Here is a 24401-nt window from a genome sequence, read left to right as displayed (position 1 = left end):
CCTTAATTCGAGATAAATATATTTTTTGGTCATATATCTCGAATTCGAGATAATATAAAAGCGTCAGTCAAGACATAATGAGTAGGGACATGTTACGTCATGAAGAGGAGGTCATTAGAAGTGAAGAAAACAGAAGGAATTCACCATATCACAGCAATTGTTGGTCATCCTCAGGAGAACGTTGATTTTTATGCAGGTGTTTTAGGTCTGCGTCTCGTGAAAAAGACCGTCAATTTTGATGATCCAGGCACATACCATTTATATTTTGGAAATGAAGGAGGTTCTCCAGGTACCATTATTACGTTTTTCCCTTGGCCAGGTGCACAAAAGGGACAAATTGGAGCAGGTCAAGTAGGTGTGACAACATATGTCGTACCGACCGGTGCCTTCTCTTTTTGGAAGGAACGCCTTGAGCAGTTTGACGTTTCTTATGAAATGATTGAACGCTTTGGTGAGGCCTTTCTCTCATTTGAAGATCCGCACGGTTTATTGATAGAACTTGTAGAGCGTGAAGAAGGAAAACAGAATGACTGGACATTTAATGGGGTGACACCAGAAGTAGCGATTAAAGGGTTTGGCGGAGCTGTTTTATTAACTTCACAGCCTGAGCAAACGATGCAGCTGCTAGAACAAACGATGGGACTTGAAAAAGTCGGCACAGAAGGAGATTATGTGAGATTCCGTTCGTTTGGAGAAATCGGCAATGTCATTGATGTGAACAAGACACCTGTTGCACGAGGACGTATGGGCGTGGGAGTTGTACATCATATTGCGTGGAGAGCAACAGATGATCAGGATCAATTAGATTGGCAAAGACATGTTGCGCAAAGCGGATATCAAGTGACGCCTGTGCAAGATCGAAATTATTTCAATGCGATTTATTTTAGAGAGCTTGGCGGCATATTATTTGAGATTGCGACCGATCCTCCAGGGTTTGCACACGATGAATCTGTGGAAACGATGGGTGAAGCGTTGAAACTGCCACCGCAATATGAGGCGCAGCGTAGTCAAATTGAACAAATTGTGCTGCCGATTGAGGTAAGAGAAATCAAAGGGAAAGGAGATTCATGATGAAGCATCTTTTTCAAAAAGGAAAGAATGAACAAAAACCTGTCCTTCTCATGCTGCATGGAACTGGCGGGACAGAGCAAGACTTATTGCCGCTTGCAGAAGTGGTAGACCCTGAAGCATCTGTTCTTAGTGTGAGAGGAAATGTATCAGAAAACGGCATGCCGCGTTTTTTCAGGCGTTTGGCAGAGGGTGTTTTTGATGAGCAAGATTTAATTGAGCGTACAGAGGAATTATATACATTTATCGGGGAAGCAGCAGATAAGTATGGATTTGATCGTCACAATGTGGTAGCCATCGGCTATTCAAACGGGGCGAACATTGCTGGAAGTCTGTTATTCCATTACGGAGATGCGTTGAAAGGAGCGATCCTGCATCATCCAATGGTCCCAAGACGAGGGGTTTCATTACCTTCATTAGCGGGGAAACAAGTCTTTATAGCAGCTGGTGAAAATGACCCAATGTGCCGTCCTGAGGAATCTCAGGAACTGGAGCAACTGCTTCAGGAGGCGGGAGCATCCGTAACGCTTCATTGGGAAAATCGTGGACATCAGCTAACGAGAGAAGAAGTCGATGCTGCGGCATTGTGGTATCGTCGTCAATTTAAATAAGGTGGGGAATACAGGTGGGATTTTTACAGAAGCTATTTGGGCAAACCAAACAAAAGGAGATGGAACAAGTGGAAAACGTAAAACTAGCGATTATTTATTATAGTTCAACAGGTACAAACTATCAGATGGCAAAATGGGCTGAGGCTGGAGCGAAAGAAGCTGGTGCTGAAGTCAAAATTTTAAAGGTTCCTGAATTGGCACCAGAAGCAGTTGTTGCATCAAATCCAGCATGGAAAGCACATTTAGATGAAACAAAAGATGTCCCTGAGGTTCAGTTAAGTGACTTAGAGTGGGCAGATGCCATTATTTTCAGCATGCCGACACGTTTCGGTAACTTACCGGCTCAAATGAAGCAATTCTTAGACACAACAGGCGGTTTATGGTTCCAAGGGAAACTAGCAAACAAAGCAGTGAGTGCGATGACATCTGCACAAAACCCAAATGGCGGACAGGAGCAGACAGTTCTGAGCCTTTATACAACGATGTTCCACTGGGGAGCCATTATTGCCGCTCCTGGATACACGGATGATTCCCTATACGGCGCAGGGGGTAACCCTTACGGTGTGAGTGTGACTGTTGACCAAAATGGAAAGATTCAAGAGGATGCAGAAGCAGCCGCAAAACATCAGGCGAAACGTACAGTGAATGTAGCAGAATGGATCAAAAAAGGTCAAAACGCTTAATAGATGTATACAAAAAGAATGCAGCCACTCCGCTGCATTCTTTTTTCATTAATAAGGATCTGAAGGTGTGCTGTTGTTGATCGCATCGTTGACAGCCTGTGCCGCGCCTGTTGATCCAATGGGACCGCTTGGCTCCTCTTGTTTGAAGGCTTTTAAGCCATCGGCCACACGTTTTCCGTAGTCAGGATCAGCTTTTGTGAAGTTTTCAATCATTTGGTCTTGGATGTCTTTTTGACAGGTAGCTAAGGTGTTGACTAAGTTTTTAATCAGTTCCTCACGTTCCCAATCATTGAAGCGGCGATAGGTTTCTCCGGCTTGTCCGAAATTGTTCGGACGGTCAATGGCTTCTCGTTTGACTTCACCCTCTACAAAAGGCTTATGATCCTTTCCATCTTGCTGCGCTTCTTTTAATCCTCCGAGAATGGACGGTTCATAATTCACATGGGGGTTTTGTCCTTTTCCTTGATCCACATGATATTCCATTTGCCCATCTCGCTGATTGGTGGCAACATGCTTTTTAGGTGCATTGATCGGCAGCTGTAGATAATTTGGCCCGACTCGATATCGCTGCGTATCAGAGTAAGAGAAGGTACGTCCTTGCAGCAATTTATCATCTGAGAAATCTAATCCGTCTACAAGAACCCCCGTCCCAAAGGCAACCTGTTCCACTTCTGCAAAATAATTTTCTGGATTTTCGTTTAGCACCATTCGTCCGATCGGTTTCCATGGATAGTCATCCTTGTACCAGAGCTTTGTCGGATCGAGTGGATCAAAGTCTAGATGGGGGTGGGTGTCATCTTCCATGATTTGCGCGTATACTTCCCATTCAGGATGATCCCCTTGTTCAATGGCTTCATATAAATCCTGTGTGGCATGATTAAAGTTTTCCCCTTGAATGGCTTGGGCTTGTTCTTGTGTCAGGTTGCGAATTCCTTGCTTTGGTTCAAAGTGATATTTGACCAACACTGCTTTTCCTTCATGATTCACCCATTTATAGGCATGGACGCCAGAGCCTTGCATGTGCCGGTATGTGGCAGGAATGCCCCATGGCGAGAAGAGAAATGTCACCATATGTGTTGCTTCAGGTGATTGTGAAACGAAATCAAAAATGCGCTCGCCATCCTGACGATTGGTGACAGGGTCAGGCTTAAAGGCATGAACCAAATCAGGGAATTTCAAAGCATCTCGAATAAAGAAAATTTTGAGGTTGTTCCCAACGAGATCCCAGTTGCCGTCTTCTGTATAAAATTTGATCGCAAATCCCCGCGGATCGCGTAAAGTTTCTGGTGAATGTCCGCCGTGAATAACAGAAGAGAATCGAACGAAGACAGGGGTCTTTTTTCCTTTCTCTTGAAATAATTTGGCTCTTGTATAAGTGGAAATGGGTTCGTCACCGAATGTACCGTAGGCTTCAAAGTATCCGTGTGCGCCAGCACCTCGTGCGTGAACGACACGTTCAGGGATGCGTTCACGATCAAAATGGCTGATTTTCTCTAGGAAATCGTAGTTTTCAAGCGTAGTCGGTCCTCTATTCCCAACGGTTCTCATGTTTTGATTATCTGTTACCGGGTGACCTTGTCGATTCGTCAAGGTTTCTTCTGACTCTGAAGATGATGTAGACTGTTGATCTTCTTTCAAGGTAGAATCCCTCCTTCAATATCTCCCTAACAATATGGTCATGTTGCTCCCTATTTCATACAAGGATTGATATAATGAGTGAAAACTTTTATGAGGAGCGGACCTAATGATTCGATTACACTGCCTTCACGCACATCCATCTAATATTTCTTACATTGACGACGCTTTCTATGACACAGGATTTGATCTGCATCACATCGTCGATTCATCCTTTATGGAACGAGCCAAACAAGATCCCGCATTTGATCTTGAGCAGCAGCAAACCTATGCTATCAACAGACTCATGCAAGAAGGAGAGGCTGATCTTGTTTTATTAACGTGTACACAATACATTGCGGCTTTGGGGGAGCAGCAGCACCTGTTCAAACAACCAATTGTTCCGATAGATGAGCCGTTATTTGAGCAGATTTGTGAGCGAGAGGGTCCGCTTCAGCTGGTGTTTTCAAACCCAGATACAGTAGAAGGAACGATGAAGCGACTGTCTTCATATGTAAAAGAGCGGGGAAAGCAGTTGAAGGCAGAAGTGGTTGTGCTAGAGGATGTCTTTCATCTTTGCTTGAACGGCGATATACAAGCCTACCATGAGCGAATCATGGAACAGTTAAGGCAATCTGTGAAGCAGCAGCATGGAGATATTTGTGTGATGCAGCTCTCGATGGTTCACGCTGCAAAGCAGGTGGAGCAGGAAACAGGAGTGTCCATCATTCATCCGCTATCACCACTCAAACCATTTGTTTATCAAAAAATAACTACTCTAAAAGAGTGAACCCGCCACAGGTTCGCTCTTTTTGTATAGAAACGTAAATGGGATGACATGTTAAAAAAATAATGGAGCGCAAACTATTTTTAACAGGTGCGCGTCTATCCAATGTAAGAAATAACAGATGCGCATTTAAGATAAAGGAGCTCTTTGTAAAATGAAGAAACGAAAGATTGATGATCAATTTGCGGATTACGTAATGGAGCATAAACACAGTTTTTATCGATTGTCCTATAGCTATGTCAAAAACCCAGAAGATGCGATGGATGTCGTTCAAGAGGCGATTCATAAAGCACTCAAATCTGTTCACCGATTAGAGGATGCGACCAAGATGCATAGCTGGTTTTATAAAATCGTCGTAAACGCTGCCCTCGACTTTTTACGAAAGAAGAAGCGTGTGCAAGTGACAGACGATGATACGCTGGAATTTTTATCACAGGGTGAATCGGATGTCTATGAGGATCAAGATGTCAGACGGGCAATAGAAGATTTGCCGGAGATGTATCGGGTCATCATTATATTAAGATTCTTTGAGGATTTAAAGCTAGAGGACATTGCTCATATTCTTGGAGAAAATGAAAACACCATTAAAACAAGATTATATAAGGCGTTGCGGCTTTTAAAAGTAGAATTATCGCAGGAGGAAATATAAATGGATAAGCATTTGGAACAGTTAAAAGAGGAATATCTAGAAATCCCTATTCCCCCGGAATACGATGCTATGGTTGAACGGACATTAAAACGAAAAAACAAGCAACCTCATTTTCAGAAATGGACGATCGGACTTGTTGCTGCGGCTGCTTTATTTGTCACCACTGTAAATGTCAGTCCGCAGGCAGCAAGAGCGATTTCAGAAGTACCCGTCATTGGAGAGCTTGTGAAAGTCGTGACGTTCACAGAATTTAAAAAGAGCGATCAGGGAACAAATATTGATCTCAAAACACCACATGTTTCAGGGCTTGGGGACGGAAAATTACAAGACAGCCTGAATCAAAAATATTTAGCTGAAAACAAAAAGCTGTATCAAGATTTTGAAAAGGAAACAAAGGGTTATAAAAATGGTCATTTGAGTGTAGAGAGCGGATATGAAGTAAGAACAAACAATGATCAAATTCTTTCACTAGGTCGATACAAGGTGACGACTCAGGCTTCTGCGGCAGAGGAAATGACATATGATACGGTGGATAAGAAAAACCATGTACTCATTACATTACCAAGTCTATTTAAAGATGACCGTTATATTGATGTGATTAGTGAAAATATTAAAGAACAAATGAAAAAACAGATGAAAGAGGATTCAAATAAGATTTACTGGATGACGAAGCAAGATACGGTTGATCCGTTTAAGAAGATTCAGCCAGATCAAAGCTTCTATATCAATTCAAAAGGCAAACTGGTGATTTCCTTCAACGAATATGATGTGGCGCCTGGTTACATGGGTGTAGTTGAATTCACGATTCCAACAAGCGTGCTAAAGGATATTCTCGTCAGCGATATGTACATTCATTAAAAGAAGAAAAAAGACTGCTGAAGATGTCAGCAGTCTTTTTATGTTTATGAAGAAAGTGCGTCTGTTAGTGCAGGCACGACTTGTTTCTTTCTTGATACAACACCTTTTAGTAAAGCAGTGTTGTTTTCAAGTGTGACATTGAATGCTTTTTCTACTTTTGCTGCTTCAGCACCAAGTGCAAGCGCAAGAGAGTCATTTTCTAGAATGTCTGTGATCACTAAAACAAATAGATCAAGACCTTTCGCTGCGATGACTTCATTGATTTTTGCTTCGATGTCAGCTTGTCTTGCTGTTACTTCAGCGATATCAACTGTATTAACTTGTGCAATTTCGACTTTGCTGTTTCCTAGTGCAAATTCTTTTGCATCCAGTGTGATTAATTCTTGAACTGTTTTTTGGCTTAGGTCAGCTCCTGCTTTCAGCATATCTAAACCATATACTTCAGGGTCTACTCCTGCGATTTTTGCCAGCTCATGCGCAGCATCAACATCCTGCTGTGTGCATGTTGGGGATTTGAATAGCAAGGAATCAGAAATGATCGCAGACAAAAGCAAACCAGCGATTTCTTTTTCAATTGTGACTTGGTGCTCTTTGTACATTTTGTTTAAGATCGTTGCTGTGCAGCCAACTGGCTCAGCACGATAGTAAAGAGGTTCACTTGTTTCAAAGTTGGCAATACGGTGATGGTCAATGACCTCTGTCACTTGTACTTGATCAATATCGCTTACACTTTGTTGGAATTCGTTATGATCGACAAGAATGACTTGTTTTGTTTCGTTTGCAGCCGTTTCAATGAAACGAGGTGCTTCTTGTTTAAAGAAATCTAATGCGTATTGTGTTTCTCCATTGATTTCTCCAAGTCTGACAGCTTCTGCTTGAACGCCAATTTTGTTTTTCAGATCAGCGTAAGCGATAGCAGAGCAAATCGTGTCTGTGTCAGGGTTTTTGTGTCCGAATACGAGTGTTTTTCCCATGTGAATTCTCCTTCTTACTTTTATTGATGATGTTTCTATTCTAACAGCTTTTGACCTTGAATTCAGGGTTTATAGCTAAGAATAATCTAAAAAATTGTAACATGCTGTCTGAAAAGTTGCATGTACAAGACGATCTAAGTTGTTCCACGTGAAACGTTCTTGGAATAGCCTGCATTTTACTTGCGATTTACGGCTATGGTAAAATAAAGGTTGGGTCAAGATATGACGGAGCGTACATCGTACGTATACATAGAAGTACACATTGAGCAAGATATAGAAAAATGATTGGATTGAGGTGAAGGTGTGAAACAAACAAAAGCGTTAGTAGAAGGCGCTATCATGATCAGTATTTTTGCGGTCATGACGCTGTTTTATTTGTATGTGCCACTTTTAGCCATTATTTTCTTCATGGCTGCTCCGATTCCGATCATTCTCTATACAATCAGGCATGGCTTGAAAAAAGGAATTGCGGCTGGCGCTATTGGCATAGTGATCAGCTTTTTAATTGGGTCTATTAATGGGCTGTTAAGTGCGCCAATGCTGATTGCTGTTGGAGTAGGTATGGGTGTTTTCTACAGCAGGAGGCAGCCAGGTCAGGCTATTATTACGGGTGCGCTGATCTACTTATTCAGTTTTCTCATTTACTTTGTTGTCAGTGTCCAGCTGTTTCAAGTAGATATACTGGGTGTCGCAAAGGAATCAATTGACCAAATCATGCCGATGGTAGAGAGTACCTTAAAACAATCTGGCGCTTCTGATCAGGACATAGCAAAACAACTCAAGCAGTTTAGAGAGATGCAGGATACGGCATTAAATTCTTTACCTGTAGCGCTTTTGATTTTTGTCACGCTCATGTCTTTCGTCAATCATTGGTTTGTGCGGCCGTTGATCAAACGGTTTGTTCCAGACATGCCAGCTCTTAAGAAATTTAAGGATATGCGGCTGCCAAAAAGCATGGTATGGTATTATTTACTCACACTGCTTTTGATGCTGATTCAGCCGGAGAAAGGCAGCTTTTTATCGCTCGTGCAAACGAGTGCTTTTCAAATTTTATTTATACTGGTGCTTATTCAGGGCTTTTCTTTTATCTTCTATTATTGCCACGAAAAAAACATCTCAAAAGTGGTACCCATTTTTGCCGTCGTATTGACGATTCTCTTTCCGCCAATCGGTGTGATTGTGCGTATTATAGGGATTGCTGACATAGGCTTTGATTTAAGAGAAAAAGTAAAAACAAATAATTCACTCTGAATGTTGAGGAGTTGATATCAGTGCCAAGCTTCTATCGAAAACCTGTCATCAAGTATCCGATCTTCGCGTTAATTGTTCTTGCGGTGATCACAGTCCTCCTCAACCTTTATTTTAATTGGATCATAGGAGCGGTTGGTCTTTTAGTCCTTGCGGGTGTGCTCTACTTTTTAAAGTGGGCAGATACGCAGGTGCAAAAAGAGATTGATTCATATATTTCAACATTATCCTATCGAGTCAAAAAGGTTGGAGAAGAAGCATTAATGGAGATGCCAATTGGTATTATGCTGTTTAATGACCAGTATTATATCGAATGGACCAATCCATTTCTCGCTTCGTGCTTCCATGAAAGCACACTTGTCGGCAGATCCTTGTATGATACATTTGAATCCATTGTGCCTCTTATTAAACAAGAGGTTGAGACAGAAAATGTGACGCTGAATGACCGGAAATTCAAAGTCATTATTAAACGGTCAGAGCGCCTTTTATATTTCTTTGATGTCACGGAACAAGTGCAGATTGAAAGACAGTATGAAAATGAACGAACGGTGTTATCTTATATCTTTTTAGACAATTATGATGATGTCACGCAGGGTCTTGATGATCAGGTGCGCAGCGCGATAAATAGTGAAGTCACATCGCTGTTAAACAATTGGGCACAAGAATACGGCATTTTCTTAAAAAGAATTTCATCTGAACGATTTATGGCTGTATTAAATGAGAGCATCTTAGCAGAGCTTGAAGCGTCGAAGTTTTCCATTTTAGACGAGGTTCGTGAGAAAACAGGGGCACATAGCGCCACACTTACCCTTAGTATTGGAATCGGTGCGTCTGTTCCTTCTTTAAAAGAACTTGGCGCACTTGCGCAGTCGAGTCTTGACCTTGCCCTCGGACGAGGCGGGGATCAGGTAGCGATTAAACAGCCGAATGGGAAAGTGAAATTCTACGGTGGAAAAACCAATCCAATGGAAAAACGGACACGAGTACGCGCACGGGTCATTTCACATGCTTTAAAAGAAATTGTATCTGAAAGCGGTAATGTCATGATCATGGGGCATAAGTTCCCCGACATGGACTCTATCGGTGCCTCGATCGGGATTTTAAAGGTTGCTCAGGCGAATGGAAAAGAAGGTTACATCGTCATTGATGCCAATCAGATTGGGGATAGCGTTCAACGCTTAATTAGTGAAATTAAGAATTATGAAGAACTTTGGTCCCGTTTTATCACGCCTGAGGAAGCGATGGAGCTTGCAAAGGATGACACATTGCTTGTGGTCGTAGATACACATAAACCGTCGCTTGTGATGGAAGAACGACTGCTAAATAAGATCGAAAACGTCGTTGTCATTGACCACCATAGACGTGGTGAGGAATTTATCCGTGATCCTTTACTTGTCTATATGGAGCCGTATGCTTCATCTACAGCAGAACTGGTGACAGAGCTGTTAGAGTATCAGCCGAAGAAATTGCGGATTAACATGATTGAGGCCACAGCACTTCTTGCTGGGATTATCGTGGATACGAAGAGTTTCTCCCTCAGAACGGGGTCAAGAACGTTCGATGCAGCATCCTACCTTCGTGCAAAAGGGGCAGATCCTGTCCTTGTGCAAAAGTTTTTGAAAGAGACCGTCGATCATTACATTAAACGGGCAAAGCTCATTCAGCATACAGAGCTGTATCAAAATCAGGTAGCGATTGCTTCCTTGCCGTCTGACAGGTCTGAGTATTATGATCAAATTACGATCGCACAGACGGCTGATTCTCTCTTGTCGATGAGTGAGGTTGAAGCATCATTTGCTGTCGCAAGGCGAGATGACGATACGGTCTGTATTAGTGCAAGATCGTTAGGGGATATCAACGTTCAAATTATTATGGAAGCATTAGATGGCGGCGGTCATTTGACTAACGCTGCGACCCAGATTTATGGTATAACCATTGAAGAAGCGGTAGAGAAGTTAAAAGCTGCCATAGACGAATATTTCGAAGGAGGGGTTCAAAGATGAAAGTCATCTTTCTAAAAGACGTAAAAGGCAAAGGGAAAAAAGGCGAAGTCAAAAATGTAGCTGACGGATACGCTCACAACTTTCTCATCAAACAAGGGTTAGCTGTTGAAGCAACTCCAACGAACCTAAGTGCATTGGAAGGGCAGAAAAACAAAGAGAAAAAGAATGCCATCCAAGAGCTTGAGCAAGCGAAACAATTAAAAGAAACACTTGAGGCGCTGACAGTGGAACTCACTGCTAAATCAGGTGAAGGCGGTCGTCTATTTGGTTCGATTACAAGCAAACAGATCGCTGATAAATTGCAAAAAGAACATCAAATCAAACTCGATAAGCGTAAAATCGAGTTGAATGATGCCATCCGTGCGTTAGGATACACAAATGTACCGGTGAAGCTTCACCCAGAAGTACAAGCAACATTAAAAGTGCACGTCACAGAACAAGCATAAACAGAAAAGAACCCGTCTCCTCGTGAGGCGGGTTCTTTTTTTATGATGGATCTGAAATATAGATGCTTCGTCCAGCACGCATACCGGATAAAAACATGAAAAATAGAACGATGATAAAGATGATAATAGATGGCGTCCATGTATGTGTCACATCAAAAAGGATACCGATCATGAATGGACCAACAGCGGCTAATAAATAACCGAGTGACTGCGCCATTCCAGAGAGGGCAGCTGCTTGTTCCATATTGGTTGTTCTTAATCCGATAAATGTGAGGGCAAGACTGATACTGGCCCCTTGTCCGACGCCGATTAATAGCACAGAGATGACAAGAATAGGCGTCGACCCTCCAAGAAGGAGACCAATCATGCCGAGTAAATACACAAGGACAAGGCCGACGACAAGTGGTCTTTGTGTTTTTAATTTTTCTGCAAAAACGGGCGTTAAGAAGGTGGATGGCAGACCAGTGAACTGCATAATAGAGAGCATCCATCCCGCTGTCGCTAGGTTCATGCCATGTGATGTCAAAATATCAGGAAACCATGCGATACTGCTGTAGAAAAGGAATGATTGCAAGCCCATAAAAAAGGTCACCTGCCATGCGACACGTGAACGCCATATTGGCTGTTCTTTGAGCGAAATGCTTTTGGCAGCCGCTGTGTTCTGATGAAGAAGCTGCGGCGCCCACACCATCATTGCAAGAAGGGCAAGTCCGGCCCAAACAAGGAATGATGTATTCCAGCCGCCAGGCATTGCATGACTGAGCGGAACGCTGACACCAGATGCAAGTGCAGCAAAAACGGACATCGATGTCGTATACACGCTTGTCATTAATCCAGCATGTGCAGGGAATTTATGTTTCACAAGTCCAGGTAAAAGCACATTACAAATCGCAATCCCGACGCCGACTAGCGCCGTTCCCATCATTAAAAAGGTGATGCTGCCAAATGAACGAATGACAATCCCAAAGAGCAGGACAGCAAGCCCAAGCCAAAGTGTTCGTTCATTCCCAAGACGTTTTCCGATTTTAGGTGCAATGGGAGATAGCAATGCGAATGAGAGCAGTGGTAATGTCGTGAGGAAACCAGCCAGTCCATTTGAAAGCTGTAAATCAGAACGAATGGCACCGATCACAGGACCAACAGACGTAATGGCTGGCCTCAGGTTAAAGGCAATGAGTAAAATCCCAGCAATCAGCAAAATGGTTTGCCCTGTACTGCGAGGAAGAAATGTTGATTTTTCTAGTTGTTGTTCCATGAATGTAAACTCCTTTATTTCTTTAAGAACGATCTTTCTTCTGTTCAAGCTCCGCTAATTTAGCTAATAAGATGTGCTGCGGCATATGCATGATTTGCTCTAACGGTACATTGAGTGATGCAGCAAGCTTTTGTGCGGTATCGGCTGAGATTTGTAAAGGTCTCATGCGCAAATCCCTCCTCTTTCAATCTATACGTTCCAATATACCATATCGACTTTGTGACTTGCTGATAAAAAATTAAGGTTTTCTTTTATAAAACCACTTGATGGCCGATAAGAAATTTTTTTGAAATTGTTTCAGATGGTGGCCCTCTCCTTGTTCAATGTGAAAGTGAAGCTTTCGTTCCTGCATCCCTTTCTGTAATAAAAGATCATGGAGTTGTTTGTTGAATAAAGGCATGTGCTGTTGGACAGATGTTTTGCCTTTCCCTTCTTCACTGCCTACAGACAAATAGACAAGGTGGTCCACAGACTGAATGCTTTGTTGTTTAGCAAACGGTAGAAAATCTTGATACCAAAATGATCCAGAGATAGATGCGATACGTTGAAAAAGGGTAGGGTGCATCAATAGGGTATAAATAACAAATAGCCCACCTAATGAAGCACCTATGTGACTATGTTCATGACCGGTCTGTTTGACTGAGTATTCTCTTTTGATATATGGAAGCAAGTCATTTGCTAAAAATGACACATATGTCTGTGCCTCACCTTTAAAGTCAGGGAATCCAGAACGCAGTGATGATGCTTTCCATGGTGTATATTCGTCAAGTCGATTGAATGGGTGTATACCGACGATGATGATTGGCGAGATGGTTTTGGCTTCAATCATGCTTTCGATCTCTAGCAGGTGGGTTCTAAACAAAGAAGAGCCATCTTGTACAAAGACAGCTGGAACATCAATAGAGGTGTCCGGTGGAAGGTAAATATCAAGCTGCCGCCCGTTCAATTCGTCATATAGATACGTTCCGTTCATGTGTATTCTCTCCTTCAAGTTTTCAAGCTCTGCTGAAAAGAAGAACAAAGGGCTAAAATGTTTAGCCCTTTGTCAAGATGCGCATCTTTTTAGTTGGTTTGATCTAGCCATTTGACAGCCTGATCAAGGAAAGTTGTTTTGCTTAGTGCTGTTCCTCCCTGAAGCATAGGATCAACGACATTTTCATTGATGTGCCCATTTTTCACAGCTTTTAGGCTGTTCCAAATTTTATTTCCCTCTAAGTCCTTCAATGCATTTGGATTCGATGAGTTTTCCTCTTGGGAGAACTGAACAAAGATATAGTCAGGATTGAGTTCGCCTAGGCGTTCCAATGAAATCATTGCTTGTGCTTTGGCTTTTTTGATATCACTTGGTGCTGTAAACCCTAAGTCCCCATATAAAGTAGAGTTGAAGTATACGTCTTCAGGGTACACGTACAGGTCGCCCTGTCTAATGCGTAAAATGACAGCTGTTTTGTTGTTGCTTTTGTCTTTCAGGGTTTCTTTCGCTTGTTTGAGATCTTTCTGATAATCAGAAATGATGCTTTTCGCTTCTTCACTTTTTCCAGTCAGTTCACCGAGTAATAAAAGGTTGCTTTCCCAGTCGGAAGAGACATGTGATACTGGGATCGTCGTTTGGATTTTATCTAGTTTTTTAATTGTTGCAGGCGGGAACTTGGTTGATCCGAGTATCACGTCTGGTTTTAGTTTTAAGATTTTTTCTAGGTTTGGTTCTGTTTTTTCCCCAATGCCTTCTGTTTTTGCTGTAATGTCTTTAAATAATTCAGGGAAAGTGCCGCCTACAGTAGAAGCCCCAATAGGGTCGATACCAAGTAGTTTTGCATCTTCCATCGATTCTAGGCTTCCAGCAATGACGATTCGTTTCACTGGTGTTTTCAGTTTGTACGTTTGATCTAAGTATTTGATATTTGTTTCTGCTGCTTCAGCTGACTTGCTTTTGGTTGTGTTTGAAGCCGGTTTATTTTCTGCAGCACCACAGGCTGCTGCGATGATCGTCATGATACAAAGGATAAGCAATGCGAACCATTTTTTCATTTGTTTTCTCCTTTAAGTGATAATTGTTCTCAATTAAAGATTGTAGTAGTCATTCGTCCTTTTATCCATAGACAATGATCTGTCTAGTGATGGACTTTTTACGGAAAAAAAGATAAAAGGTCCTGAATGACTCGTTGATGACTGGCTGCTGTGTATTCACGCCAAGGGTCAGAAGCGAGTGGATAGACGGCTTGTTGCGTCACAGCCTTGAGATTTTGCCAAGCCTCCTGTTGCTTTAATTTTTGATAAAAAGCAAGGGTTTTTGGTTCTTTATGCAACAAGAGGAAGATTGCATCTGGGTCTAACTGCTGTATAGAGTGAATGCTGATTTTTTTTTCGATGAGCTGGCCATCATTCTGAAAAGCCGGCAGAAGGCCAATGTCATGAAAAATTACTTCTGACAAGGTGCGATTGACAGATAAGTAGAGCTGATCTTGAAAGATACGAAGAGGCAGGACGGTTCTTGGTGGATGATCAATAACGCATTCCTTTTTCGCTTGATTAACGAGTTCTTCGTAATGAAGCAGCCATTCTTCTGCTTCCCTCGTTTCGTTTAAGAACAGAGCTGTTTGTCTGAATTGAGTGCGCCAATCCAATTGTGTGAATGGAACAAAGTGCACAGGACAGATGGTTTTCAACGCTTGTTTTTCTGCCTCTGTCACATGATCATTGGCAATGATCAGCTCAGGTTGTGCTTCCTTCAATTGCTGTAAATTGGCTTCAGCGTGCTCGTTGATACGATGTGCACTCAAATGGATCGGAATTTCTTCTGCATAATGCTCAAAATCATGTGCTGTCCATTTAGGGTGAAGAGGGGCAGCATATGGGATGATATGAATAGGTGTGAGCTGCCCGAGTATGGAATGGCCATAGGCAGCCATTTTCCGTTGACGGCTTTTCATATAAGCAGAAGGAGTGATACCCGTTTTTTTCTTAAAGATGCGGCTAAAGTAATAGGGGTCTTGATAGCCGATGTCCTGTGCAATGTCTTTGAGCTTTGCATGACCTTTCGCCATTAACTGTTTGGCTCTAGCCAGTCTTTTCTTGGTGATATAATCAGTGACACTCACATCAAAATGCTTTTTAAATAGCTCACTGTAATGATTGGCGCTGATACCAGCCATATGAGATAGACTTGTAAGGCTGAGAGGTTCTTCGGAATGTTGATCGATATATTGTTTTGTTTTGAAAAGGGCGTGTGTTGTGTCACAAATGTCTTCTTTATGCAGTGTGAAAAGCTGCAGGATGAGCTGTTGAAAAAGGGTTTGGCTTCTAAAAAAGCTAATGGATTCAGGTTTTTGCCATTCTGTTGTCATGTCGGACAGTAAAGAATGAATTTGTTCAATCGAGCTAATATCGATAAATTGCCATACATTCAGTAAAGATCGGGCATGTTCAGTTGATACTTCTTCTATGTTTTGACCTTGTAGCGTGTACATCTGAAAGCGAAACAGATAGAGCTCGTGTTTTTGATAAGGCTCTGTTTTCAACATAAATGTTTCCCCAGGCATCATCGTATAGAGTGTCAGATTTTTCAATCGCCATCTTTGATCATTCAATGTAAGTAAACCGCTGCCGCTTATGCTAAAGAGGAGGCAGAAAGTATCTGACAATTGCTGCTCCGTATGTGGAAGATCTGCATTATTTATTTTTTCAGTATATGTTAATCGATAAATGCATTGTTCAGCATTTACCTTTGTACATAATTGATGATTGTTTCCCATAAAACCACCTGATCTCTTATTAATTGATAAACATTCTCAATTGAATTGTATCAGAAAGAGCTGGAAAATGGTGTGTTTATTCTGTTAAAAAAAGCACCCTGATGGAGATCAGGGTGCGATGATTTATTCCGTTTTTCCATGTGCTAACGCAGGTTCTCTTGTTAAGCTTAATGGCCGTAAGTCCTGCCAGTGTGTCTGGATATAATCAATGCAGGCATTTCTAGTGTCTTCACCAAAGACCTTTTCCCATCCATCTGGTATTGGTGCAAATGATGGCCAAAGTGAATGTTGTCCTTGTTCATTGACAAGCACAAGAAATACACCGTCTTCACGATCAAAGGGATTTGTCATTTGTCATCTCTCCTTTATTCTTAGTGCTTTTGTTTGACCCGGTGCAGAGCGTTGTCTAAGATGACACCAATTTCTGCTAGGGGTTTAGGCTGGCACATGTCTTTGTGCCGGCAATGAATGTCGTGCTGTTCAATGGTTCCATTGATATAAGGTGCCCATGCTTCGGGATCAATCGGTGTAAACCAGTCTGGGATAATGGTAGATCTAAAGAATAATATGTCCCCTTGATAAGTTTTTGGCTGATATTCCCCGAGCAATCGCACTGAGTTGACATAAGTTTCTTTTAGATTTCTAATGGCATCTTCACTTAAGCTTGCTAGTGCACTGCCGTCTTTCTTCAAGATGTCGACAGCACTTTTCATCGTGAGCGGTTCACCTGTTAAGGTATCTGGATCATAACCGCCGAGTGCAAGAAGAGCGATTAGTGCTTCTTCTTCATCAGGTGCTTCTTTAATCGGTAAGAAATGGTTCGGATAGGCATCCAGCATCGCAACGAGAGCGATTTCTTCACCTTGCTGCTGGAGTTGAGTAGCCATTGCTTGTACAACGTTTCCGCCAAGTGACCAGCCAAGTAGATGATAAGGGCCTTTTGGCTGAATCGTTTGGATGTGCTTAATATAATCGGCAGCCATATCATCGAGTGTATGCGGATAGTCATCTTTTCTTGCGATTCCTCGTGCCTGTAATCCATAAATAGGGATGTCTTTCTCTAATGTATTCAAGAGACCTGCATAGCACCAGCTAAGACCACCTGCTGGGTGAACACAGAAGAGAGGGTGTCTTTCTCCATTTGTTCGTAGCGGCAGTAAGATTTCTAGTGCGTTTTCATCGCTTCCTGTTTCTAGTTTCTCTGCCAAGCTGGCAACGTTCGGTGCTTCAAACAACGTTCCGATGCTCAGTTTCACACCAAGTGCATCACGAATGCGGCTGATTAAGCGAACCGCAAGTAAGGAATGCCCGCCAATGTCAAAAAAGCGATCGTCAATACTGATTTTTGGCAAATCAAGCACCTCTTCAAAAAGATGACACAGGATTTCCTCTTTCGGGTTTCTTGGTCCGCGGCCATCCGTTTGCTGTATATGCAATTGAGGTGCCGGAAGTGATTTTTGATCAAGCTTCCCGTTTGCTGTAAGTGGCATCGTATCAATCTGTACATAAGCCGCAGGCACCATGTAATCAGGAAGACTAGCTGCCGCAAAATGGCGAAGAGTCTCTGTATCGAAATGGTCTTCTTCAGTTGTGACGATGTATGCAACTAAGCGTTTGTCGCCAGGCTGATCCTCTCGCAAAATGACGGCAACTTGTGCAACTGCGTCGTGGCGTGATAGAACGGCTTCGATTTCTCCAAGTTCAATCCTAAACCCGCGTATTTTAATTTGATGATCAGCTCTACCAATGTAATCAAGTGCCCCTTCTTCTGTCCAGCGAGCGAGGTCGCCTGTACGATACATCCTTGTGCCAGGCGCTCCATAAGGATCGGCAGGGAATCGATCTGAGGTCAGGTCAGGCCTGCCTAGATAACCTCTTGCCAAACCAGCTCCAGCTACATACATTTCACCTGTTGTCCCAGGTGGAACAGGTTGTAGGTATTCATCTAGTACGTACACGTGTAAATCAGGAATTGGTTCGCCTATTAAACTGCTGGATTTCTTTGCGATCATGTCTCGATTGAGTACATTGTACGTAACGTGAACGGTGGTTTCTGTAATGCCATACATGTTAATTAATTTTGGCTTGCAGTCTGAGTGACGGCTGTACCAATCTTCTAATCTGCTAAGCTCTAATGCTTCACCGCCAAAGATGACATAGCGGAGTGATAATGCTTGACCAAGTGTTTGTTGTTCCTTGTCTATCTGCATGAGCTGATAGAAGGCGGAAGGTGTTTGATTAAGTACAGTCACACCTTCATCGACTAGAAGCTGCATCATCTCTTCTGGAGAACGAGAGATGGTATGAGGAACAATGACAAGTCGCCCGCCATATAAAAGGGGTCCCCATATTTCCCAAACTGAAAAGTCAAAGGCATATGAATGGAACATTGTCCAAACATCCTCTTCATCGAAAAGGAACCAATGTTCAGTAGATGTCAGAAGACGGATGACATTTTGGTGTGGAATGACCACTCCTTTTGGTTTCCCTGTAGAGCCGGACGTATAAATAATATAGGCCGGATGCAGAGAAGATAGCGGCTCAATTCTGTCTATATCAGCCGGATTGTGATTTGGCGTAGTCAGCAATTGATCAATTGTTTCTTTTTCGTCTAACAAAATCAAATCGCAATCAGCAGGGAGATGCAATGCAGCTGCTTTTGTTGTGATGCTGCAAACTGGTTTGGCATCTTGTATCATGTATGCCAGCCTGTCTGCTGGATAGTCAGGATCAAGAGGAACATAGGCTGCGCCTGCTTTATGAACAGCTAATAAACTGACGAGCATATCAATTGATCTAGGCAGGGCAAGTGCAACGAACTGTTCTGGTCCAACGCCTCTTTGTATTAATAAATGAGCAAGACGATTGGCTTTGTTGTTTAACTCACCATAGGTCAGCTGCCTCTTGCCATCCGTTACAGCCACTCGATCAGGGAATTGTTGCACCGTTTTTTCAAATAAGGCTGGGAGATTAGGTGCTTGGTCTGACTGAGCGAATGTCTGTTTGTCAGGGAGAAATGTTTGTCGTTCTTGATCTGATAAAATGTTCATTTGACCAATCGGCAGATGTGGGCGCTCAACTATCTCCGTTAAAAAGCGCTTCATTCTGTCAGCGATTGCTCGAACGGTACTTTGTTTAAATACATCTGTGCTGAATTCAAACAATCCTGTTAATCCTGCTGCTGATCCAGTTTCAGTTCTTTGTTCTGTCAATTCGATGGTCAGATCAAATTTAGCTGATCCCACTGGTTTTACGTAGAGATCCGAATCAAGTTGTGTCAGCTTCATTTCCGCCTTCGGTGTATTTTGGAAGGCAAGCATCACTTGGAATAATGGATTCCGTGATCTGGAGCGGGTTGGATTTAGGATTTCCACTAGCCGTTCAAATGGCAGATCCTGATGCTCATAGGCTGCTAAGTCAACGTTTCGCACTCGCTTCAATAGCTCACTGAAGGTTGGATTACCAGCTGTATTTGTACGTAATACTAGTGTGTTCACAAACAATCCGACAATATCGTCAAGTGCATCGTCATTCCGTCCAGCAATTGGACTGCCGATTGGGATATCTGTCCCCGCCCCAAGGCGTGTCAGTAATGCTGCAAGTGATGCTTGAAGCACCATGAACAAACTCACTTGATGCTGTTTCGCAAGCTCAAGAAGGTTTTGATGTAAAGCCGGTTCGATCGTAAAGTCTATCGTCGCACCGTTGAAGCTTCCTTCCTGTGGACGTGGGAAGTCATAGGGAAGCTCAAGTTCTTCTGGCAGGTCATGTAAGGCACCTTTCCAATAGCTGAGCTGCTTGGCAAATAGACTATCCGTCTCTTTTTCACTGCCCAACAGTTTCTGCTGCCAAATAGCATAGTCAGCATATTGAACAGGTTCCGCTGGCAATGGGGTGGATTTCCCTTGAATACGAGCTTCATAAGTAGCAGCTAAGTCTCGTGTCAACGGTGCAAGTGACCAGCCGTCACCAGCGATATGATGCAGCAATAGAAGCAGGACAGACCGATTGGCATCAAGCGTGAATAATTCTGCTCGCAGTGCAGGTTCTTCTTCAATCTGAAAGCTATAGCGAATGGATTCATTTAATTGATTCTCAATTTGTTGATCACTCGAAGCTGTGACATGGAGCTCAGGCTGAACACTTTTTGGGTGTAAAATAACCTGTCTTGGCATGCCGTTCTTATTTGGAAAAATGGTTCTAAGGGTTTCATGTTTTTCAGTGATATCTGCCAAAGCACCAGTTAGAGCTTGTTGATCTAGTGTACCTGTTAGCTGAATGACAAGTGGAATATTGTAAGTTGGACTTGGACCTTCAAGGCAATGAAGGAACCAGAGCCGTTTCTGAGCAAAGGATAACGGAATCTCATCTGGCTTGTTTTCTACCTGAAGCGGCGGCCGAATGTCCTTCGCTTTGTCCAAGTGCTGCGCAAGTTCAGCAACCTGAGGTGATTCAAAAATGGTGCTCATGCTTAGGTCTGCACCGAATGTATCTCGTATACGTCGAAGCAGACGAGCGGCAAGTAAAGAATGCCCACCTAAGTCAAAGAAACTATCATCTATACCAATTTGAGATAGGCCAAGTGTTTCTGCAAATAAACTACATAACATGTCTTCTTGGGGTGTTCTAGGTGTACGATCGGAACTAACTAAAGACATATTTGGCACTGGTAATGCTTTGCGATCGATTTTGCCGTTTGGTGTAAGTGGCAGTTCCGGCAAAACGACAACAGCAGAAGGCACCATGTAGTCTGGAAGTAATGCAGCCACAAATTGCCTGAGCTCTGAAGGGTGAAGAGCTGAGTCGTCTGTCAGCACAACATACGCACAAAGCAACTGTTGTCCAGGTTGATCTTCACGAACGATCACAGATGTATGCTTTATAGCTTGATGCTGCATAATCACGGTTTCAATTTCACCCAATTCAATACGGAAGCCGCGGATTTTAATTTGATGATCGGCACGGCTTATATAATCAATCGAACCATCTTCACGCCATCTGGCTAAATCACCAGTGCGATACATTCTCGTGCCTTTTGTGCCGAACGGATCAGCGACAAATCGTTCTGCCGTTAAGTCGTATCGTCCAAGATATCCTCTTGATACTCCTTCACCTGCAATATAAAGTTCAGCGATTGATCCTGCTGGGACTGGGTTTAGTCCTTCATCTAAAATGTAAATGCTCGTATTCCAAATGGGTTTACCAATTGCCGGCCCGCTATTCTCTTGATGTGCTGTGACATTTTCCATCGTAGACCAGATCGTCGTTTCTGTAGGTCCGTACAAATTGGTAATGTCGCATTGAAGAGATTGCAGTGTGTGCAAAAGGGAGGCAGGAAGTGCTTCTCCTCCAACAAGAACACGCATACCTGTGATCACGTCAGGGTATTCATCTGCCAATGCATGCCACAACGTTGGTGTTGCCTGCATGATTGTGACATGATGAGAACGAATCATGTTTGAAAGCTTTGCTGGTTCTTGTATCGTTTCTTTTTTTGCCAATAAAATAGCAGCCCCATGTAAGAGTGGGAGGAACATTTCTAGCCCGGAAATATCAAAGGCTATGGTCGTTACCGCTAAAAGCTGGTCTCCTTGATCTAATAAAAATGCATCTTGCATGGACAATATAAAGTTAATTACATTTCGCTTTGTTACAACAACACCCTTTGGTTTGCCTGTCGATCCTGAGGTGTATAGGATGTAGGCGGGGTGATGTGGAGAGCCCTCGCTCCAGGTAGGATTGAGATGCGGACTGCCTGCTATCTCCTGATGAACAGTTGCATCATCCAGCTGAACGATGTGTGGATAGTCCAAACCGTCTGCTGTCTCATTGATTGTGAGCAAGCACGCTGGTTTGGCATCTTCTAGCATATAGGCGACACGATCGTTAGGATAATCAGGGTCTAGTGGCAGATATGCGGCTCCCGTTTTGACGACGGCTAATAGACTTACGACCATATCGATGGATCGAGGCAGAGCGATTGCGACGAATTGTTCTGGTCCAATGCCACGATTTTTCAAATAATGAGCTAACTGATTTGCCCGCTGATTCAACTCTTCATAGGTCAAAATGATTCCTTCAAACTGTAATGCTTTTGCTTGCGGCGTTTTGCTCACTTGTTTTTCAAATAGTTCCCGTAATGATTCTTTTGGTAATTCTCGTTTTGTATCATTCCAGTGCTTGAGAATGTTCTCTTTTTCTTCAGACAAAAGAAGGTTGAATTGACTGATTGTCTGATCTTGCTCTAGTCCGGTTATTTCCTCCAGCAATTGAAGAAAACGATGTTGATGAGCGTCAACGGCTGTCTCTTTGTAAACAGCAGGGTTTGCATCAAAGTCGATTTGAAATCCGTTTCCATCCGCACGGTCGTATATGTTGATCGATAAATCATCTACCGGTCCTGCTGAGAGATTGTGTGCTCGACCAATGCTCTGATCGAACTTGAGATCATAATCAAATGGCATGATATTGATCTGTGGACCGAATAATCGTTGATTTCTTCCGATGAGCTTAAAGTCTCTCCGCATGTCTTCATGACGATATCGTTGATGAGGACGAATGGCTTTCAGTTCATCAGATACTTGACGAACAAGTGCTGAGAGCGTCATTTCTGGTTTGCATGTTAAACGAAGCGGTACCAGGTTCATGACCATTCCAGGTGTTTGCAAGGCGCACGATCCAAGGCGCATCATCACAGGTAATCCTAAAACAATATCATGTGCACCCGTCATACGATGCATATAGAGTGCGGATGCGGCAAGAATCATTTCATGCCACGTACTACCGAAGGCTTGGGCGTTTTTTTTCATTTTGCTTACCTTTTCGGCATCGTATCTAGCCGTTTTCCGGATAAAATGATCCGACGTTCTTGGGGCAAGCTCAGCAAGGCTGACAATTTCCGGTTGATCAGCAAAACGATTTTTCCAAAATGCTCGATCATCTTCAAATCGATTGGACTGTTGATAAGTGATCTCTTCTTGGACTACATCATGTAAAGCTCCAAATGTTTGAGGAGGCACAGGTGTCCCTTGCGATAGGGCTGAATAGACCTCAGCAACACGACGTGCAATGAGCGAAAAGGCGAATCCATCAATGGCAATATGATGAATGCGCTGATACCAAATAAATTGGTCGTCAGCAAGTTGAAAAAGCACTTCACGGAATAATACATCTTTCTCTAAAGAGACTGGTGTGGAAAGGTCGGCTTTCATCCATGCTTTAGCTGCATCAAACGGCTGTTTTTCATTTTGTAAATTGACATATTGAAATGGGATCTCTTTCTTAGATGTCATCCATTGCTTTGGACCGTCAGTATCCTCAACGAATTGCATATACAAGGAATCTGCTTCTAAGACAGTCTTTCGAATGGCTGCTTCAAAGTGTATGGGATCAATAGGACCTTTAATCTCTATATACTCAGCTGTATTGAAAATAGGGTTAGATGGATCAAGCTGCTGCGCATACCAAATGCCTGATTGGGCACCGGTTAGTGGGAATGAATCGACGGACTGGATCGACAAGGGCTTAAACCTCCTTTACAAGTAATCGATATTTGGGATAGATGGCTGTTTTTCTGGGAAAAGAAGAGTCCGCCAAGACATGAGCGTTGGATTTGCTGCAAGCTCAACGAAATTGACTGTTGCTCCTTGCTGTCTCCACTTTTCCGCTAGGCTCATCATTCTAATTGAATCAAGGCCAAGGTAGACGAGATTCTCGTCAAGCGGTATTTCATTTGGATTGATTTGAAGATACTCAGCTACTTGGTGAACGATGGCATCAAAGGATAGGTCATCACTGTTTGCTTCTTGTCCTGTTAAACGACTGATGATTTGGTTTGTCGTTGTGGTGACTGCACAGCGTTCAGCTGCATAGGTCATTGCCATTTTGTGATGCTTAAGTGAAAAGTCAGCGACGGCATCGGCGACAAAAAAGGTTTCAATATCGAACATGAATGCTTCTGCGGCTGTCAGCATACATCCAATATGTGCATATACGCCAGTAATGATCAGTTGATCACGTCCGCCTTCGTGAAGAAGATCTAAAAAGTTGGATTTTTTGAATGCGCTATAACGCCATTTTGTCAGCATTGTATCTGATTCAGATGGAGCAAGCTGATCAATGATTTTTGTCAATGCTTCATCATCACCAAGACCAGGTCCCCAAAAATCTGTTAATAAGGCACGATCCTTCGGGTCTTGATCACCAGGTTGAGCTGTATAGACGACTGGAATGCCGAGTTCTTTGCATGTATCACGTAATTGTTCAATATGCTGCACTAACTCTGTAATCGGTGAAGTATCTTGTTGAAATGCATTTAAAAAATATTGCTGCATGTCATGTATCAGCAAGACAGCACGTTTCGGATCAGGGATCCAGTTCACTTTATTTTCGGGTAAATCATGTATGCTTGGCATTGGATACGAAGGAATAGTAGGGATTGCCATGGTTTTCAC

At 42.8% G+C, this 24401-nt stretch carries 19 protein-coding genes; 9 read left to right on the top strand and 10 right to left on the bottom strand.

Annotated elements, in window-relative coordinates:
• The first annotated feature begins 99 nt into the window (after positions 1–99).
• The 3 genes from MHI20_RS12995 to wrbA are packed head-to-tail and all read left to right on the top strand — an operon-like array spanning position 100 to position 2362.
• Positions 100–1071, top strand: coding sequence for a ring-cleaving dioxygenase (locus tag MHI20_RS12995; protein ID WP_007497450.1), 972 nt, complete (start codon positions 100–102; stop codon positions 1069–1071).
• Complete coding sequence (locus MHI20_RS12990; protein ID WP_024718443.1) at positions 1068–1679, top strand: alpha/beta hydrolase; 612 nt, start codon at positions 1068–1070, stop codon at positions 1677–1679. The genes MHI20_RS12995 and MHI20_RS12990 overlap by 4 nt, the downstream gene beginning before the upstream one ends.
• Positions 1680–1738: 59 nt before the next feature.
• Positions 1739–2362, top strand: a complete 624-nt coding sequence (wrbA, locus tag MHI20_RS12985) for an NAD(P)H:quinone oxidoreductase (RefSeq protein ID WP_045034926.1) — start codon at positions 1739–1741, stop codon at positions 2360–2362.
• A gap of 48 nt (positions 2363–2410) precedes the next feature.
• Here wrbA and katX read toward each other — a convergent pair whose 3' ends face one another.
• Positions 2411–3910, bottom strand: coding sequence for a catalase KatX (katX, locus tag MHI20_RS12980; RefSeq protein WP_234823345.1), 1500 nt, complete (start codon positions 3908–3910; stop codon positions 2411–2413).
• 196 nt (positions 3911–4106) lie between these two features.
• On the opposite strand from katX, the gene MHI20_RS12975 reads away from it, so the two are divergent.
• The 3 genes from MHI20_RS12975 to MHI20_RS12965 all read left to right on the top strand — a co-directional run bounded on the left by MHI20_RS12975 (position 4107) and on the right by MHI20_RS12965 (position 6270).
• Positions 4107–4766, top strand: coding sequence for a hypothetical protein (locus MHI20_RS12975; RefSeq protein ID WP_113767275.1), 660 nt, complete (start codon positions 4107–4109; stop codon positions 4764–4766).
• Positions 4767–4917: 151 nt separating this feature from the next.
• Positions 4918–5412, top strand: a complete 495-nt coding sequence (locus tag MHI20_RS12970) for an RNA polymerase sigma factor (protein ID WP_007497431.1) — start codon at positions 4918–4920, stop codon at positions 5410–5412.
• Entirely contained in the window at positions 5413–6270 is an 858-nt protein-coding gene (locus MHI20_RS12965; protein WP_017368457.1) for a DUF3298 and DUF4163 domain-containing protein, read from the top strand.
• Between the two features lie 44 nt (positions 6271–6314).
• On the opposite strand, the gene MHI20_RS12960 is transcribed toward MHI20_RS12965, so the two are convergent.
• A complete protein-coding gene (locus MHI20_RS12960) occupies positions 6315–7244 on the bottom strand; it encodes a manganese-dependent inorganic pyrophosphatase (RefSeq protein WP_008347534.1) in 930 nt (309 codons plus the stop codon).
• 303 nt (positions 7245–7547) lie between these two features.
• Between MHI20_RS12960 and MHI20_RS12955 the strand changes: the two genes are divergently transcribed.
• The 3 genes from MHI20_RS12955 to rplI are packed head-to-tail and all read left to right on the top strand — an operon-like array spanning position 7548 to position 10941.
• On the top strand, positions 7548–8495 hold the full coding sequence (locus MHI20_RS12955) for a YybS family protein (protein ID WP_008347532.1): 948 nt from the start codon (positions 7548–7550) through the stop codon (positions 8493–8495).
• 20 nt (positions 8496–8515) lie between these two features.
• On the top strand, positions 8516–10495 hold the full coding sequence (locus MHI20_RS12950) for a DHH family phosphoesterase (RefSeq protein WP_017359884.1): 1980 nt from the start codon (positions 8516–8518) through the stop codon (positions 10493–10495).
• Positions 10492–10941 (top strand): 50S ribosomal protein L9, encoded by a 450-nt coding sequence (rplI, locus tag MHI20_RS12945; protein WP_007497423.1) that lies wholly within the window; start codon positions 10492–10494, stop codon positions 10939–10941. The genes MHI20_RS12950 and rplI overlap by 4 nt, the downstream gene beginning before the upstream one ends.
• A 40-nt stretch (positions 10942–10981) precedes the next feature.
• Here rplI and MHI20_RS12940 read toward each other — a convergent pair whose 3' ends face one another.
• From MHI20_RS12940 to MHI20_RS12905, 8 genes are all read right to left on the bottom strand, one after another.
• Positions 10982–12196, bottom strand: a complete 1215-nt coding sequence (locus MHI20_RS12940; RefSeq protein WP_113767274.1) for a CynX/NimT family MFS transporter — start codon at positions 12194–12196, stop codon at positions 10982–10984.
• A gap of 22 nt (positions 12197–12218) precedes the next feature.
• A complete protein-coding gene (locus MHI20_RS12935) occupies positions 12219–12362 on the bottom strand; it encodes a YycC family protein (protein WP_008347524.1) in 144 nt (47 codons plus the stop codon).
• Positions 12363–12434: 72 nt separating this feature from the next.
• Positions 12435–13169 (bottom strand): alpha/beta hydrolase, encoded by a 735-nt coding sequence (locus MHI20_RS12930; RefSeq protein WP_113767273.1) that lies wholly within the window; start codon positions 13167–13169, stop codon positions 12435–12437.
• Between the two features lie 89 nt (positions 13170–13258).
• Positions 13259–14224: an iron-hydroxamate ABC transporter substrate-binding protein gene (locus tag MHI20_RS12925; RefSeq protein ID WP_024718449.1), complete on the bottom strand. Its 966-nt coding sequence runs from the start codon at positions 14222–14224 to the stop codon at positions 13259–13261.
• Positions 14225–14322: 98 nt separating this feature from the next.
• Positions 14323–15948, bottom strand: coding sequence for a helix-turn-helix domain-containing protein (locus MHI20_RS12920; RefSeq protein ID WP_340938844.1), 1626 nt, complete (start codon positions 15946–15948; stop codon positions 14323–14325).
• Between the two features lie 123 nt (positions 15949–16071).
• Positions 16072–16299 carry an MbtH family protein gene (locus MHI20_RS12915; RefSeq protein ID WP_159160111.1) on the bottom strand — a complete coding sequence of 76 codons (228 nt, stop codon included), beginning with the start codon at positions 16297–16299 and terminating at the stop codon, positions 16072–16074.
• A 20-nt stretch (positions 16300–16319) separates the two neighbouring features.
• Positions 16320–23468 (bottom strand): amino acid adenylation domain-containing protein, encoded by a 7149-nt coding sequence (locus MHI20_RS12910; RefSeq protein ID WP_340938840.1) that lies wholly within the window; start codon positions 23466–23468, stop codon positions 16320–16322.
• 15 nt (positions 23469–23483) lie between these two features.
• Positions 23484–24392, bottom strand: coding sequence for an isochorismatase family protein (locus tag MHI20_RS12905; protein WP_340938838.1), 909 nt, complete (start codon positions 24390–24392; stop codon positions 23484–23486).
• Positions 24393–24401: the final 9 nt, after the last annotated feature.

It is taken from the genome of Bacillus sp. FSL K6-1106 (genome assembly GCF_038005245.1).
GTDB classification, from domain to species: Bacteria; Bacillota; Bacilli; order Bacillales; family Bacillaceae; genus Bacillus; species Bacillus altitudinis.
This window is presented reverse-complemented; position numbering and strand designations above follow the sequence as displayed.

Coding starts and splice junctions, on each gene's coding strand:
- wrbA (WP_045034926.1), top strand. CDS start 1,739: ATGGAACAAGTGGAAAACGTAAAACTAGCGATTATTTATTATAGTTCA.
- MHI20_RS12990 (WP_024718443.1), top strand. CDS start 1,068: ATGATGAAGCATCTTTTTCAAAAAGGAAAGAATGAACAAAAACCTGTC.
- MHI20_RS12970 (WP_007497431.1), top strand. CDS start 4,918: ATGAAGAAACGAAAGATTGATGATCAATTTGCGGATTACGTAATGGAG.
- MHI20_RS12975 (WP_113767275.1), top strand. CDS start 4,107: ATGATTCGATTACACTGCCTTCACGCACATCCATCTAATATTTCTTAC.
- MHI20_RS12965 (WP_017368457.1), top strand. CDS start 5,413: ATGGATAAGCATTTGGAACAGTTAAAAGAGGAATATCTAGAAATCCCT.
- MHI20_RS12935 (WP_008347524.1), bottom strand. CDS start 12,362: ATGAGACCTTTACAAATCTCAGCCGATACCGCACAAAAGCTTGCTGCA.
- MHI20_RS12995 (WP_007497450.1), top strand. CDS start 100: ATGAAGAGGAGGTCATTAGAAGTGAAGAAAACAGAAGGAATTCACCAT.
- MHI20_RS12920 (WP_340938844.1), bottom strand. CDS start 15,948: ATGGGAAACAATCATCAATTATGTACAAAGGTAAATGCTGAACAATGC.
- MHI20_RS12925 (WP_024718449.1), bottom strand. CDS start 14,224: ATGAAAAAATGGTTCGCATTGCTTATCCTTTGTATCATGACGATCATC.
- MHI20_RS12930 (WP_113767273.1), bottom strand. CDS start 13,169: ATGAACGGAACGTATCTATATGACGAATTGAACGGGCGGCAGCTTGAT.
- katX (WP_234823345.1), bottom strand. CDS start 3,910: ATGAGAACCGTTGGGAATAGAGGACCGACTACGCTTGAAAACTACGAT.
- rplI (WP_007497423.1), top strand. CDS start 10,492: ATGAAAGTCATCTTTCTAAAAGACGTAAAAGGCAAAGGGAAAAAAGGC.
- MHI20_RS12915 (WP_159160111.1), bottom strand. CDS start 16,299: ATGACAAATCCCTTTGATCGTGAAGACGGTGTATTTCTTGTGCTTGTC.
- MHI20_RS12905 (WP_340938838.1), bottom strand. CDS start 24,392: ATGGCAATCCCTACTATTCCTTCGTATCCAATGCCAAGCATACATGAT.
- MHI20_RS12940 (WP_113767274.1), bottom strand. CDS start 12,196: ATGGAACAACAACTAGAAAAATCAACATTTCTTCCTCGCAGTACAGGG.
- MHI20_RS12960 (WP_008347534.1), bottom strand. CDS start 7,244: ATGGGAAAAACACTCGTATTCGGACACAAAAACCCTGACACAGACACG.